General features: G+C 38.0%; 18 protein-coding genes and 1 pseudogene. 7 read left to right on the plus strand and 12 right to left on the minus strand.

Going from position 1 to position 13,572, the window contains the following annotated elements; translation table 11 throughout:
* Positions 1 to 36: 36 nt before the first annotated feature.
* From J7E52_RS18095 to J7E52_RS18100, 3 genes and pseudogenes are all read right to left on the minus strand, one after another.
* Positions 37 to 513, minus strand: a complete 477-nt coding sequence (locus J7E52_RS18095) for a CcdC family protein (RefSeq protein ID WP_214749524.1) — start codon at positions 511 to 513, stop codon at positions 37 to 39.
* An 82-nt stretch (positions 514 to 595) separates the two neighbouring features.
* A pseudogene (locus J7E52_RS27060) lies at positions 596 to 762 on the minus strand (response regulator); the annotation flags it as partial.
* Positions 763 to 881: 119 nt separating this feature from the next.
* Positions 882 to 1,589 (minus strand): cytochrome c biogenesis protein CcdA, encoded by a 708-nt coding sequence (locus J7E52_RS18100; protein ID WP_214749527.1) that lies wholly within the window; start codon positions 1,587 to 1,589, stop codon positions 882 to 884.
* Between the two features lie 255 nt (positions 1,590 to 1,844).
* Between J7E52_RS18100 and J7E52_RS18105 the strand changes: the two genes are divergently transcribed.
* The 4 genes from J7E52_RS18105 to J7E52_RS18120 all read left to right on the plus strand — a co-directional run bounded on the left by J7E52_RS18105 (position 1,845) and on the right by J7E52_RS18120 (position 4,365).
* Entirely contained in the window at positions 1,845 to 2,018 is a 174-nt protein-coding gene (locus tag J7E52_RS18105; protein ID WP_192204353.1) for an aspartyl-phosphate phosphatase Spo0E family protein, read from the plus strand.
* A gap of 179 nt (positions 2,019 to 2,197) precedes the next feature.
* Entirely contained in the window at positions 2,198 to 2,497 is a 300-nt protein-coding gene (locus tag J7E52_RS18110) for a DUF4183 domain-containing protein (protein WP_286197864.1), read from the plus strand.
* A gap of 660 nt (positions 2,498 to 3,157) precedes the next feature.
* Positions 3,158 to 3,556: a DoxX family protein gene (locus tag J7E52_RS18115; RefSeq protein WP_214749530.1), complete on the plus strand. Its 399-nt coding sequence runs from the start codon at positions 3,158 to 3,160 to the stop codon at positions 3,554 to 3,556.
* 641 nt (positions 3,557 to 4,197) lie between these two features.
* A complete protein-coding gene (locus J7E52_RS18120) occupies positions 4,198 to 4,365 on the plus strand; it encodes a hypothetical protein (protein ID WP_214749533.1) in 168 nt (55 codons plus the stop codon).
* A gap of 584 nt (positions 4,366 to 4,949) precedes the next feature.
* On the opposite strand, the gene J7E52_RS18125 is transcribed toward J7E52_RS18120, so the two are convergent.
* The 6 genes from J7E52_RS18125 to J7E52_RS18150 all read right to left on the minus strand — a co-directional run bounded on the left by J7E52_RS18125 (position 4,950) and on the right by J7E52_RS18150 (position 8,119).
* On the minus strand, positions 4,950 to 6,071 hold the full coding sequence (locus J7E52_RS18125; RefSeq protein ID WP_214749536.1) for an NADH-dependent flavin oxidoreductase: 1,122 nt from the start codon (positions 6,069 to 6,071) through the stop codon (positions 4,950 to 4,952).
* 78 nt (positions 6,072 to 6,149) lie between these two features.
* A complete protein-coding gene (trxA, locus tag J7E52_RS18130) occupies positions 6,150 to 6,464 on the minus strand; it encodes a thioredoxin (protein ID WP_214749539.1) in 315 nt (104 codons plus the stop codon).
* 47 nt (positions 6,465 to 6,511) lie between these two features.
* A complete protein-coding gene (locus J7E52_RS18135; protein WP_214749542.1) occupies positions 6,512 to 6,898 on the minus strand; it encodes a hypothetical protein in 387 nt (128 codons plus the stop codon).
* A 100-nt stretch (positions 6,899 to 6,998) separates the two neighbouring features.
* Positions 6,999 to 7,418 (minus strand): RrF2 family transcriptional regulator, encoded by a 420-nt coding sequence (locus J7E52_RS18140; protein ID WP_101221650.1) that lies wholly within the window; start codon positions 7,416 to 7,418, stop codon positions 6,999 to 7,001.
* Positions 7,419 to 7,595: 177 nt separating this feature from the next.
* A complete protein-coding gene (locus tag J7E52_RS18145) occupies positions 7,596 to 7,895 on the minus strand; it encodes a spore coat protein (RefSeq protein WP_214749545.1) in 300 nt (99 codons plus the stop codon).
* The gene (locus J7E52_RS18150; protein WP_286197865.1) at positions 7,892 to 8,119 is read right to left on the minus strand and encodes a hypothetical protein; all 228 of its coding nucleotides are present in this window, start codon (positions 8,117 to 8,119) and stop codon (positions 7,892 to 7,894) included. Before J7E52_RS18150 ends, J7E52_RS18145 begins: the two co-directional genes overlap by 4 nt.
* A gap of 153 nt (positions 8,120 to 8,272) precedes the next feature.
* On the opposite strand from J7E52_RS18150, the gene J7E52_RS18155 reads away from it, so the two are divergent.
* Genes J7E52_RS18155 through J7E52_RS18165 form a run of 3 tightly spaced genes read left to right on the plus strand, consistent with a single transcriptional unit; the run spans position 8,273 to position 10,012 of the window.
* On the plus strand, positions 8,273 to 8,488 hold the full coding sequence (locus tag J7E52_RS18155) for a spore coat protein (RefSeq protein WP_214749548.1): 216 nt from the start codon (positions 8,273 to 8,275) through the stop codon (positions 8,486 to 8,488).
* Positions 8,489 to 8,499: 11 nt separating this feature from the next.
* Positions 8,500 to 8,862 carry a spore coat protein gene (locus J7E52_RS18160; RefSeq protein WP_214749551.1) on the plus strand — a complete coding sequence of 121 codons (363 nt, stop codon included), beginning with the start codon at positions 8,500 to 8,502 and terminating at the stop codon, positions 8,860 to 8,862.
* 13 nt (positions 8,863 to 8,875) lie between these two features.
* Entirely contained in the window at positions 8,876 to 10,012 is a 1,137-nt protein-coding gene (locus tag J7E52_RS18165; RefSeq protein WP_214749554.1) for a zinc-dependent alcohol dehydrogenase, read from the plus strand.
* A gap of 316 nt (positions 10,013 to 10,328) precedes the next feature.
* Here J7E52_RS18165 and J7E52_RS18170 read toward each other — a convergent pair whose 3' ends face one another.
* The 3 genes from J7E52_RS18170 to tkt form a co-directional block, all read right to left on the minus strand.
* Entirely contained in the window at positions 10,329 to 10,544 is a 216-nt protein-coding gene (locus tag J7E52_RS18170) for a YneF family protein (protein ID WP_034312934.1), read from the minus strand.
* Positions 10,545 to 10,628: 84 nt separating this feature from the next.
* Positions 10,629 to 11,069, minus strand: coding sequence for a sporulation inhibitor of replication protein SirA (gene sirA / locus J7E52_RS18175; RefSeq protein ID WP_214749557.1), 441 nt, complete (start codon positions 11,067 to 11,069; stop codon positions 10,629 to 10,631).
* A gap of 294 nt (positions 11,070 to 11,363) precedes the next feature.
* Positions 11,364 to 13,367: a transketolase gene (gene tkt / locus J7E52_RS18180; RefSeq protein ID WP_214749560.1), complete on the minus strand. Its 2,004-nt coding sequence runs from the start codon at positions 13,365 to 13,367 to the stop codon at positions 11,364 to 11,366.
* Positions 13,368 to 13,572: the final 205 nt, after the last annotated feature.

Consider the following 13,572-nt stretch of genomic DNA (forward strand, 5'->3'; position numbering starts at 1 on the left):
TGATTGTTCCTTTGATTAAATCCTACAGTACATGTATTACACCATGCTACTTCTGCCGAAACTGGCTGCTTTAACTTTCTTATATTGGTAAAGCATGGCGATTCTCCACGGAACGATCATCGCAAAAGCAAGTAAGAAAAACATTCCGCTCAATACACCGATTTCAATCGTACTTCCCAGCATCAGTTTTGCCACCAGTCGAATCACCATGAGACCAATCAATATGAATATGAACGCTTTAGATCGCAGAATATAAATTTTTTCATCTCTTACTTCAAATTTAGATGTTTTAATCAATAAGATGGAAAATAACATCCCTGCAACAAGAGCCTCCAACAATTCGTATCGAGTCACACGGAACATCGGGAAAATAAACATCAAAGCACCCGTACTCATAAACAGCGGCGGTAAGATGATTTTCTTTTCATTCACTGGTTTTTTCGTTTCCTTCATCCGTAATATGAAAACACCTATAGCCATCACAATCGCTATACCTGTTGATATATATATCATCTCTTAACCATCCCTTTAAACTAAAAATAGGTAAGTACCATTAAAAATTATATATGACTTCAATTTATAAACAAAGTATATATTACCTATTAGAGATAAACAAGGAGGTGTTATTAATTAAGCGCCCTTTTGATGCTTCCAATACCCTGCCCTCGTCAAAAGGCTTGACGATAAAATCTTGCGCCCCGGCTTCCATAGCTTTCTACAACCATTTTTTGCTGACCCATGCCAAGAGCACATTATAACCTTTACAGCCTGAAATTCCTTCTTGACCTGACATTAGACCCAATATCAACGAAATTGACACCGTAAAACTTAATAGTAGGGAATCCAACTAGAATATTATTGAAAAAATAACTTAATATGGACTAAAAACCCGTAAAGCCACCGAATAGTCTAGACAGGACTGCGATTATTTTGGTCATCCAATCAAAAAACAAAATCACACCCATTACAATCATTAAATATCCGCCAATCTTCATGATGTATTGGCTGTACTTTTTGATCCATTTCAATTTTCCGACAAAGAAGGATAATATGAAAAACGGTATGGCAAATCCTAAAATATAGGCAGTCATATAGCTCATGGCAGCACTAGGATTAGTTGCACCCAGTGAAATGACAGCACCTAATAGCGGACCTGCACAAGGGGTCCATCCAGCCGCAAAGGCAAGTCCGATAAGAATGGAACCTAAATATCCGCTAGGTCGGTTCTTAAATTCAAAACGACTGTCTTTCATCAAAGATTTCGGCTTAAAGACTCCTACAATGAATAAACCAAAAATGATAATCAGGATGGCACCAATCTGACGAATTAATTCTTTGTAATCCGAGAAAAAAGAACCTAGGTATGATGTGCTAAAACCTATTGCAATAAAAACCAGAGAAAACCCAAGAAGGAAGAATAAAGTATGCAGCATGCTTCTTCTTTGGAGCATGGCGTTCTCGGATTTGATTTCACCAACACTCATACCAGTGATATAAGATAAAAAGGCAGGATATAGCGGTAAGCAGCATGGCGAAATAAAACTCAGGAATCCCGCACCAAAAGCTAAAAACATATTAATATCATTCAAATAAGCTCACTCCTATGTATGTCAACCTATAAACATTGTAACAAATAAGATAAAAAAATACATTTATGGAACTTTGAATATTTAGTGACAACCAGTGGCTTAATACGGAATGGCTGACGGTTTGATTTTCAATAAGTTAACTTATTTGAATTCATTAGTCCAAGCCGATATAATTGTTATATTCATACAGATTTTACAACGAACACATAAATTAAGGGTACCATGAAAAAATGTTGGGGCCAGAAAGGAAATATAATGGCTAAAAAGAATGAATTTCTCGAACAGATTGAATTAAAGAGAAATGAACTTATCAAGATTGTCGCTAAAGATGGTTTAAACTCACATGTTGCCGTTGAATACAGCCAGCAACTTGATCAATTATTAAATAAATATAATGAACTTTTTTATAAAACAGGTACAGATTTTTAACTCAGTACATCTCCCATTGATAACCACATATGTTATTATATGATTTATTTTGCTGTCAATCTCCCCTCTTTACATTTTTCTCAATTTGAATACATAGGCATGCCCTTTGCTATATAAAAAAACAGGCTAGCGCTATGGGCGCTGCCTGTTTTCCTGTTTTTTCATATAAAATAATGCATATGAATCATGTTGTAATACCAACATCGGATCGCACGAGGATCCCAAAAAGAATCATTTCTTATGAATTTTACGCTATTGCAAATGGCTGCCAACGGATTTATGAAGAAAAAGACGGAATAACCGACATAGAAAATCAGGTAATACTGGATCCATCAAAGGTTTCCTATACGAATATATTCATAAATGGCGTATTACAGCCCCATGATAATTACACCGTTGAAAAGGGAAAACTTAAATTGAATACGATTGATATTCCAATAAAAGGGACACCAATCATATTACAAATATTCATTATTTAAACGAGCGGCCTGTTCCTAAACGATTCCTTAATTGCACTTCCGGGTCGGCGCCTTCATAAAATTGAACTCCAGTATAATTGTGAAATTCACGAGTAAATCAGCAAAACTCACGAGTAAATCAGTGAAATTCACGAGTAAATGTATAAAACTCACGAGTAAATGTGCGGAAGTCACGAGTAAACCAACAAAACTCATGAGTAAAGTGAAATTCACAAGTAAAAGTGCGCAATTCACGAGTAAAAGCGTGAAATTTAAGAGTAAACGCGCGAATTTCACGAGTAAATCAGCAAAACCCATGAGTAAAGTGAAATCCACAGGTAAAAGTGCACAATTCACGAGTAAGATAGATTTAACAGGAGGGCGTCCGTTTGAAGACCCTAATTGCTACTGTGAAATTCATGCTGAAGGCCACCTACAGTACAATAAAGGAATGTGTTACGGTTCTGATTTATTGTTTCGCTCCAGGCTGAGCTCACCTGTTTTCAAAAACATTCCCTGTTGAATAAGCCTTAAGAGATAAAATTATGTTTGACAAATCTCTCAAAACATATTATCTTTAATTAAAGATAAATTAATTCGAGATAACACTCCTTATTTTTTTAATAATAATCTCGAATTGAAGATATCTAAATTCAAAATAAATTCCAGGAGGAATCATAAATGATTGGTATAGGTTTATTAGTTATACGTGTAGTAATCGGTTTATCGTTTGTTGGTCATGGGGCTCAAAAATTATTTGGTTGGTTTGGCGGTCATGGCTTAAAAGGTACAGGAGGCTGGTTTGATTCGATTGGCATGAAGCCAGGAGTTACCATGGCCCTATTTGCTGGTCTATCAGAGCTTATTGGCGGAGCTTTATTTGCTTTAGGTCTCCTTACACCCTTTGCAGGTATATTAATTGCACTTACAATGCTCGTTGCAATCGTTAAAGTCCATGGAGCAAATGGCTACTGGGCAACTCAAAACGGTTATGAATATAATCTTGCCATCCTTGCAGTGGCGATTGGCATAGCGCTAACCGGAGCTGGCCCATACTCACTTGATTCCTTTCTATTTTAAGAAATCGCTTGGATATGCTAATCTCAATATGAAACACGGAGTTGGATTAATCCACTCCGTGTTTTTTCTTTTTCCCCATTGCTAAAGGTTATCCTATATATAAATTAGATGGTTTCAATATTGAAACGCCTATGCATCCCTGTTAATCGATAGTTTTTTCACCAAAAGCGCTGAATTAATGAATCCGATTCATTCTGTTCCTCCATTTCCAATTTGGAGAATTTCATAATTCTAGTGCCTATATAAATGTCAAAGATGGTATTCATATACTGCAAACAAAAGTACCAAATTTGTAATATCATGTCTAAAAACTAAAACCTAAATTCAGGAAAATTAGCGTACAGTATTAATGAGAAAGATCATAACCTCATGTTTTTTATCTCCGGAGTGTCCTCAGTGAAACAAAAGAACCGCTATTTTTAATAGAACTAAGTTAAATGCTCTCAGAGACAGTTAAAGTGCTCTTATCCCATCCTGAGGATAATAGAAATCAATGGTACTTTAATTCTATCAGAATACAAACGATAGATATTTAGAATCCAGTAAAAAAAAATACCAAGATAAACATTATACATCCCCGAGTGATGACATTATCTCATTTACTATTTATTAACCTTACTTCGAGGAATATTCTTTAACTCTTGAAACCAGAAAAATACAGTTATAAAAAGATCAAGGAAAATGGTACAAGCGTTAGCGGAGAAAGACTGACACCAGAAGAATTGGATTATCTTGCAAATGAAGTCGGCAATACTCATGAAGAATCCGAGGATTTACCTATTGAAGTTTCTAGACGATTAATTGAATAGGAGGCTCAAGTAATAGTTTCTGGATCGGAATTTATCATTATATATGATCCAGTTACTAAACCAGGGCATATCAGCACTTTTGCATCTATTGCTGCAACAACTTTAAAATTAGGTGGAACTATATATAAAGTAAAAAGTGATCGTTCAAAAGAAGATAAATTTTATATATACGGTAATTTTCAATGGTTAAAAACACTGACAATTGGTTTCTCTTCAAGTTCAGGACTGTACCTGCCAACTAGTGGAGGGAAAGTAAAACAACACCTGCACAGATATTCTCAAGATCAACAAGGAAATGGACGTTGGATTGATTATGCCATCAAGTATTTTCCAAGTAATTGGGAACCAAGTGCTAGTGTGGCTGGTTCATATGATATAAGGGCTTCTACTAGTAAAACCAAGCATAAAGGGTATATTGGACAATACGTATATGTTCATTCTTTTAAGGATGCAATTTGAAATTCTCACTCATATAAATGATGCCTCCATAATCATAAAACCCCCGGATAAGAAGCACTTTATCTGTGTTCCTTATCCGGGGTTATTTGAAAACCATCATGCATTTTTTACTTCACTACGTTTATTTATTCTATCCCTGGAAACCATCCTGGAGAGTGGATGATCGCTTGCCATAATGGATCCGGAATATCAAGTTGCTGCTGATTATCTTTATTTATTTTTGTCACGATGTCTGCTTCCCTGCCTTGTTCCACTTTTTGTACCCATTCAGGATCGATTATGATTTCACGGCCTAATGCGATTAACGGAATCCCGGATTGCAGTGCTTTGATCGCATCATCCGCTGTATAAATGGAACCAACACCAATGACGGGAACTTGATCTCCGATACGTTCTTTTATAATTTCTATCCGAGGTCGGTCAACGTCGGCTCCCCGTCTTGCTTTCGACCAGAAATCCATTAATGAAACATGAAGATAATCCAGCTCCTTTGTTACAAGTCCATCAATCAATGCAAGTGTATCATCCATGGTGATTCCTGGTGTTTCCGGCTCCTCCGGTGAAAAACGATATCCTACGATGAACGGATCCTTGGCATGTTCAGCAACAGCCTTTTTCACTTCATCCACAACCGATAATGGAAAAGTCAGGCGCTTTTCAAGGGAACCGCCCCACTTGTCTTCACGACGGTTTGAATGAGGCGAAAAGAATTGCTGAAGCAAGTAACCATTTGCACCGTGAATCTCGACACCGTCAAATCCCGCTTCAATGGCACGTCGGGTGGTTTCACCAAAGTCGAGAATGATCGATTCTATCTCCTTTTCAGATAGCGGACGCGGAATTGCTTTCCCTTCGCCTTCCGACGGGATATTGCTTGCACTGACAACATCACCATTTACTAATTCCGGTGGAACCTCACGGCCGCCATGAAAAATCTGGAGAATTGCCTTTGCCCCTTTCGCTTTAATCGCTGTTGCCAAACGACTTAAACTAGGTATCAATTCATCCTGATCTCCGCCAAATTCCCCGTGAAAACCTTTTCCATTAGCCGTCACGTAAGTACATGCCGTTATAACCATGCCGACCCCGCTTGACCGACGTTCATAATAATTAACTTCTGCGTCGGTAACAGTCCCGTCAGGATTGGAAGAGAAATTTGTCATTGGCGCCATCACCAATCGATTTTTCAATTCTATTCCCTTTCCTAAATTGTACGATTCAAAAAGTGGCGTATATTTAGAATTCATTTAGTAATCCTCCATTTAGTTACCTACCCTGTTGGTTGGTATAAGTTGATAAATAACATCCGTAAATTATTATAATAATCATGCATGCTTTGCGATTAATGCCGAAATGGCTTCTTTTGGCTGGAAGCCAATAGCTTGATCTACCTTTTCCCCATCTTTGAAAAGAATAAGAGCTGGAATTCCCATCACTCCATATTCACTTGTCGTATCTGAATTCTCATCCACATTAAGTTTTACGATCTTAACCCGATCACCCATTTCCACATCGATTTCATTAAGCACTGGGGCAATCATTTTACACGGACCGCACCACGGTGCCCAAAAATCAACCAATACTAAACCTTCCTTTATTTCACTAGCAAAATTATCATCTGTTACATGTTCTATTGTCATGTTCATTTCCTCCTTATATTATCCGAAATATTTATGGTCTTTACTCATCATCTATTTAAATCAAGTTTTGTGATTCTATTTCCCGGGATAAAAAACCCTGATTTTCTGGCATTCATTTTCGGATGGATTTTGATGGATTCCAATTTACCGGATAACTCCATAAACCATGTTTCATCTTTAGAAAGTAAAGCCAACTCAATTAAGGCCAAAAGATGAGTTTCGTTACTGATTTCCAGATCCGGCAGTTTTTCAGTCCATTTACTCGGAATCCAAATCGATTTCCCAACCGCTTTTTCATTGTCACTTTCCACAACATTCACTTTAACAATTTCACGATTATCGCTTACGTTTTCAACGAAACCATGGATAAGTTCTCCATCTCTTGATTTTCCCTGTACCCAGTCCCCATTTTTGAAAAGATTGTTTTCAACCATTTCCTTAACACCCCTTTTATATTCATTTGATAATAAAACTATAGTTATTAACTGTATTAATAAAATATACATTTTGTGCAAAGAAAAAACTAAATCAATATCACGGACATTGTTTAATTTTTTCCAAAAAAGTGCTGAGAGTTATGTCTTCCAAATATTTTTCAAAATATAATTCAGCTTCATCGAATATTTGATCCATGACTACCTGGGTATTGGAAGATATGACACATTTTTTCTCCGGATCACCTGTACACCACTTTGGTTTCAAGGTTCCGTGTGAGACCGTTATATAAATATCTGCCAAACTTACCTCTTCAGGATTACAGTCTAGAATATAGCCTCCGCCCACACCTTCTTTAGTTTTAACAAATCCCTTTTTCCTTAAGCAGCTCATCATTTTCCGAATCCTTGCCGAGTTTGTACAAACGTTTTCTGCGATAGATTCACTGCTTGCCATATGATCTGGTAGATAAGCTAAATAGACCAAACTATGCACAGCTATTGTAAAATCACTATTCACTTTTCGCATCCTCCTCAAGGAGATTACTGTAATTTTAATATTTACAGTTGATAAAGTCAACTCAAAAAACCTCAACTGAGTCCTCAACTTTGTTGATTACTTTATGATTGTAATGAAATCCCCCCTAACACAAAGGATTGAGGGAATTTCATTAATTTATTTGGGAAACTGATAATCTCATCGTTGAGAAAGATTCAATGCCGTATTAGCCGCTTTTAGATTCACCTGCGATTGCTCACTTATATCCTGAGGATGATAATAACCTTTTGAAACCATATAATCACTTATTAACCCATGTGTTTCTACAGCAGACCTCAGCTGTTCCCGTAATGCAGCCCTCAATTCAGGTGAAGCTGTTTCTGTTATGGCGAAAGCCGTATTTCTTATTCCAGATTTGGCAGAATTGAGAAAGTCAGTAGCAATCACCTGATCGGTCATACCGCCCATACCCGCCATATTTTGCAAAATGTTAGTCATTGTCTTCCCTCGCCTTGATTTACCAGGATTTCCTGTAATTTTTGAATATGCTCTCTTCCGTTACTCATGTCTTGTAAAAGGATGTTTTTTAATTCCGTATCTTGGACTAACCCATTCATTGTAGAAGATTTTGATAGACAAAGGCTTTTGAAATTCAATAATTCATGCAGTTCTAACGTTTCATGCAGTCCCAACTTTTCCACTAGAAGCATCTCTCCTTTCATTAACAATCACTTCCTTATCTTTCGTTGTTCGAAAGCTCTTATTCATTTTTTTAGAAGGTTAAAACCACTAGAAAAACAACATGTAGTCCTCTGTATACCTGAGTGTTGAATAGGGAAAATTACTTTTGTTACATAATCTTAGGAGGTGAGTTAATGGAAAATGAAAAGCTCGCATTTCACGAGACCATGGAAACCCATGAAATATTAAATCTTAAAACAATATGCTTAATGAAATCCAAATTAATGCAAGGAATTTGTTTTGACAATGATTTAAAGGCATTAATGGAAAAAGACGTACAGCAATCCATAGTAGCCATTAATGAACTTAAGACTTTTTACGAAAGTGCACGAACAAACTATAAACAATGAGGTGAGCTTTAATGGAAATGGACTTTTTAGATCCCCAAGGTGCTGAACATATGCCTGAAATGGCAGATTCCGCTATTGCCTTGGATTTCCTCCTGTCGGTCAAAAACGGGATTCATACGTATGGTATTGCTTTGTCAGAAACGGCAAGTCCAGAATTGCGTAAAACCTTGTACCAGCAAATGGAGCAATCCATTGATCTGCATGCTGAAATATCCGATTTAATGATAAGTAAAGGCTGGCTTTATCCAAATGATGTAGGAAAACAAGTTGAATTGGATTTGAAATCAGCCGTTATGGCCGTTAGCATCGCTGGGATGAAATTGTTTCCTAACGATACGGATAGACTCGGTATGTTCGCAACGCCGAATAAATAGAGGAGGAAGTTTAATGAAAGCCGTAACTTACCAGGGCAATAAAAATGTGCAGGTCAAAGAGGTTAAAGACCCCAATATCAAAAATTCTGATGACATCATCGTAAAAATTACTGCTTCGGCCATTTGCGGTTCGGATTTGCACTTGATTCATCAAATGATACCCAATATGCCAACGGATTATATTATTGGTCATGAGCCAATGGGGGTTGTGGAGGAAGTTGGTCCTGGTGTAAATAAATTAAGAAAGGGCGATCGTGTAATCATCCCCTTTAACGTTAGCTGCGGAAGCTGCTGGTATTGCGACAACGACCTTACAAGTCAGTGCGATAACTCGAATCCTCATGGGGAAATGGGCGGATTTTTTGGTTATTCAGAAACAACTGGCGGGTATGCTGGAGGACAAGCAGAATACATGCGGGTTCCTTATGGGAATTTCACTCCTTTTAAGATTCCAGAAGACTGTGAGATTGAAGATGAAAAATTGATATTACTTGCCGATGCAGCTTCAACCGCATTTTGGAGCGTTGACCATGCAGGAGTAAAACCAGGTGATACTGTAATCATCTTAGGCTGCGGTCCCGTTGGATTACTCGTACAAAAATTCGCTTGGTTCAAAGGAGCGAAAAGGGTCATTGCCGTCGATCATCTCAATTATCGTCTGGAACATGCAAAACGGACAAATAAAGTCGAAATCGTTAATTTCGAACATTATGAAAACGCAGGGGAATATCTCAAAGAAATAACTAAAGGCGGAGCTGATATCGTAATTGACTGTTCAGGCATGAGCGGAAAAATGACTCCTATGGAATATCTTGCAACGGGGCTTAAGCTTCATGGCGGTGCTATGGGTGGTATTGTAATCGCCTCCCAAGCGGTCCGTAAAGCAGGAACCATTCAAATAACGGGTGCTTACGGAGGGCGTTATAATGGCTTTCCGCTAGGAGATCTATTTCAAAGAAACGTGGAAATCAAAACCGGACAAGCTCCTGTGATCCCTTATATGCCATATCTTTATAATCTTATATCTGAAGGGAAAGTTGATCCTGGCGATGTCGTAACCCACGTACTGCCATTGGATCAAGCTAAACATGGTTACCAAGTATTCGATACAAGGACAGACGGATGCATTAAAGTGGTGTTAAAACCATGATTATTATATGAAATTTGAATGGCCAGGCACTCAAATTCAGGAACCTTACATGAAATATATTAAGTTTCTGAATTTGATGAATCCTGAGTAGTATCATGAAAGTCTCATGAACTAATTCTTTCTATTTTAAACCTTTCAAGCCCCCTTGCTTTATCCCCTAACAACACAAAAAAACCCCTCTCTCTGATTTAGAGTTTCCACCAGAGAAAGAAGTTTCGGATTAGTAAATGAAAGATAAAGCAAAAACAAGAAAAATTTATGATGAAAGATTCACTCTTCATGGTAGTTATGATTTGCTTATCTTATAATTGCTATCTTATTTTGTTTGTTGTTTATTCATGGCGCTCATCATTTGATTAATTTTCTTTTGGGATGGTTTCATACCCATTTGCATCATCATCATTTTCAACATCTGTTCGTTAATTGGCGGATTTTTCTTTAAGTAATCCATCATGTATTTACGAGCGATGAAAAATCCCAGCACTACTCCAGCAATCAATGCCAGTACGCCAACTAGAATGTAAACCCACATACTATTTCCTCCTTCGTGTTGTCTAACATCAGTGTACTAGACCAAAGGTTATTATACAATACCCGCTACTGAAAAGTCCCCCATTTAGACAAATTTTCTTTCTTTTATCGGTTTTAACCAACCGTATTTTTCATGTTCAAAATCAATGGCCAGAAAACTCGCTTCATATTTTCGAATGCTTTCAAAGAAAGCCGTCTCCGCTTCATAGTCTCCTTCAGCTTTAAGGGTAATGGAATCATTCTGAATGATTAAAACGGCTTTACTTGATCCGTTTGTTTTTTCTAAATAGTATTTTCCATTTTGAGTCCAATAATTCATCTTTTTTTGCAAACGTTGTTCAATAGCTAACTGCAACTGGATAATCGGGACTGTTTTGGTGACATATTCGATTTGTTTTTGCAAAATACTCTTCAGTCTGCCCCTTGCTTGAATATACTCCAAAAACAAATTGAAAAATAGCTTTTCTCTTCCATAATAATGATGGGCAAATTCATCTTCGATTAAATAAATTTGATAGGTTCTCATCAGCCAATACCTCCTAGCTTTCCTATTTTGGTCACGAAAACATCTAACCACCAGGACCCTCTCCACTATTTTCCATATTGATGACTTTCCCCTTTAATTGACACATTTAAACGAAATTTATTTATTCTCATTATATATTGACAAACTAAAAAGATATGTTGTTTGCTGGAGAAATTTTCTTCTTTTTTTGTCGAATAGGAGATTTCCTTTAGAATAGGAGCACGCAATATAAAATAGGATTGTTTTGATAAAAAAACTGACACCAAACTAGTTGGTGTCAGTTCTCCATTACTATTATTTAAGCATTTCCTTTACACGAGCAACTACATTTTCTACAGTGAAGCCGAATTCCTCCATGATCTTACCGCCTGGTGCAGAAGCTCCAAAATGATTGATGGCCAATATTTCACCCTCATCACCTGCATAACGATCCCAACCAAACGGTGAAGCCACTTCGATGGCTAGACGTTTTTTCACTGCCGGATTGATTACGCTTTGTTTATATTCTTTAGATTGAGTTTCAAATCGATCCCATGATGGCATGCTGATTACCGAAACATCAATTCCTTCGTTCGCTAAAGCTTTCTGTGCTTCCACAGCCAAGTTCACTTCGGAACCAGTCGCAAGAAGTAATGCATCAGCTACTTCTTTCTTAGCAGCAGAGATGATGTACGCCCCTTTTGAAACACCTTCATACGCAGTTTCGGAAGTGTCTTTTATTGTTGGCAATCCTTGACGAGTCAGGACAAGGGCAGTTGGTTTATTTGTAGACTCCATAGCCACTTTCCAGGCTGCTGCCGTTTCATTGCCATCAGCTGGACGGATCACACCTAGGTTAGGCATTGCACGCAACGATGCCAATTGTTCGATTGGCTCATGAGTCGGTCCGTCTTCTCCTACAGCAATGCTGTCATGAGTGAATACATAGTTTACAGGCAGTCCCATTAGTGCTGCCATTCTTATTGCAGGACGTAGATAGTCAGAGAATACGAAGAATGTTCCTCCGTATACTTTTAATCCACCATGAAGTGCCATTCCATTTAAAGCCGCACCCATAGCGAATTCACGTACACCGAACCAAATATTACGGCCACTGTAATTACCAGGCAATAGATCAGTCTCACCTTTGATGGCAGTATTATTAGATCCGGCTAAATCCGCAGAACCCCCAATGAAGCTAGGGACCCTTTTGGCGATCGCATTTAGTACTTCCCCACTTGAAGCACGGGAAGCTAATGTCTTACCTTCTTCATAGACCGGAATTTCCTGATCCCACTCAGCAGGCAGTTCACCTTTGATGGCCAGCTCCAATTGCTGTGCTAGTTCAGGATGTGCTTCTTTGTAATTTTTGAACAATTCATTCCAAGCTTCTTCTTTTTGAGCGCCTGCATCAACTACAGCTTCATTGAAGTGTGAATACACTTCTTCCGGAACATGGAAGTCCTCTTCGAATGTCCATTTATATGCTTCTTTTGTCAATTTCAGCTCATCTGCACCAAGCGGAGCGCCGTGAACAGCAGATTTACCTGAACGGTTTGGTGAACCGTAACCAATAACCGTTTTAACCTCGATTAATGTCGGGCGTGCATCGTCGGTTTTCGCTTCTTCAATCGCTTTAGCGATTTCCTGAAGATCGTTCCCATCCTCAACGCGGATATATTGCCATCCATAAGATTTGAAACGGTCTGCTACGCTTTCACTAAATGATTGACTTAAGTCGCCGTCAAGGGAGATATCATTAGAATCATATAAAACAACAAGTCTTCCGAGCTGTAGATGTCCAGCTAATGAAGCGGCTTCTGCAGAAACACCTTCCATTAAATCTCCATCTCCACAAATGCTATATGTATAATGATCGACAACATTATAAGAGTCGCGGTTATAGCTTTCTGCCAAGTGGCGTTCTGCCATTGCCATTCCGACTGCCATTGCGATACCTTGTCCAAGCGGCCCGGTAGTTGCATCTACACCAGCCGTATGTCCGTATTCAGGATGTCCTGGAGTTTTACTGCCCCATTGACGGAAGCTTTTTAAATCTTCGATAGATAAGCCATAGCCTGATAAATGAAGAAGGCTGTATAACAGCATTGATCCATGACCAGCTGAAAGAACAAAGCGATCTCTATTAAACCAATCTGGATTTTTCGGGTTATGGTTCATATATTCGGTCCATAGTTTATACGCCATCGGCGCTGCACCCATTGGCATACCTGGATGGCCGGAATTAGCCTTTTCAATTGCATCAATTGATAATGTACGAATCGTATTGATAGAAAGTGCATCTAATTTATCTAACATATTGTAAAAACATCCCTTCCTGTAATGTACCTCTTTATATTATAGTGACAAGCATAATATCACAACTAAAATCACTATTTACTGCCCCAATATTAAAATTTTCTAGAAATAAGAGAAGTCCCCTATTTAGATTAAACTAAATAGGAGAATACATACATGAATGCACTCCCTTTTTACTCCTAAATGCTAATAGCATCCCCAAACG

This window comes from Bacillus sp. ISL-34 (assembly GCF_018613325.1).
Classification (GTDB): domain Bacteria; phylum Bacillota; class Bacilli; order Bacillales; family DSM-1321; genus Peribacillus.

What these genes read in the sequence shown, in the direction of transcription:
- J7E52_RS18115 (WP_214749530.1), top strand. Translation starts at nt 3,158, where the DNA reads ATGATTGGTATAGGTTTATTAGTTATACGTGTAGTAATCGGTTTATCG.
- J7E52_RS18105 (WP_192204353.1), top strand. Translation starts at nt 1,845, where the DNA reads ATGGCTAAAAAGAATGAATTTCTCGAACAGATTGAATTAAAGAGAAAT.
- J7E52_RS18160 (WP_214749551.1), top strand. Translation starts at nt 8,500, where the DNA reads ATGGAAATGGACTTTTTAGATCCCCAAGGTGCTGAACATATGCCTGAA.
- J7E52_RS18095 (WP_214749524.1), bottom strand. Translation starts at nt 513, where the DNA reads ATGATATATATATCAACAGGTATAGCGATTGTGATGGCTATAGGTGTT.
- J7E52_RS18155 (WP_214749548.1), top strand. Translation starts at nt 8,273, where the DNA reads ATGGAAAATGAAAAGCTCGCATTTCACGAGACCATGGAAACCCATGAA.
- J7E52_RS18150 (WP_286197865.1), bottom strand. Translation starts at nt 8,119, where the DNA reads ATGAAAGGAGAGATGCTTCTAGTGGAAAAGTTGGGACTGCATGAAACG.
- J7E52_RS18165 (WP_214749554.1), top strand. Translation starts at nt 8,876, where the DNA reads ATGAAAGCCGTAACTTACCAGGGCAATAAAAATGTGCAGGTCAAAGAG.
- J7E52_RS18145 (WP_214749545.1), bottom strand. Translation starts at nt 7,895, where the DNA reads ATGACTAACATTTTGCAAAATATGGCGGGTATGGGCGGTATGACCGAT.
- tkt (WP_214749560.1), bottom strand. Translation starts at nt 13,367, where the DNA reads ATGTTAGATAAATTAGATGCACTTTCTATCAATACGATTCGTACATTA.
- trxA (WP_214749539.1), bottom strand. Translation starts at nt 6,464, where the DNA reads ATGACAATAGAACATGTAACAGATGATAATTTTGCTAGTGAAATAAAG.
- sirA (WP_214749557.1), bottom strand. Translation starts at nt 11,069, where the DNA reads ATGAGAACCTATCAAATTTATTTAATCGAAGATGAATTTGCCCATCAT.
- J7E52_RS18125 (WP_214749536.1), bottom strand. Translation starts at nt 6,071, where the DNA reads ATGAATTCTAAATATACGCCACTTTTTGAATCGTACAATTTAGGAAAG.
- J7E52_RS18135 (WP_214749542.1), bottom strand. Translation starts at nt 6,898, where the DNA reads ATGGTTGAAAACAATCTTTTCAAAAATGGGGACTGGGTACAGGGAAAA.
- J7E52_RS18170 (WP_034312934.1), bottom strand. Translation starts at nt 10,544, where the DNA reads ATGTGGGTTTACATTCTAGTTGGCGTACTGGCATTGATTGCTGGAGTA.
- J7E52_RS18110 (WP_286197864.1), top strand. Translation starts at nt 2,198, where the DNA reads ATGAATCATGTTGTAATACCAACATCGGATCGCACGAGGATCCCAAAA.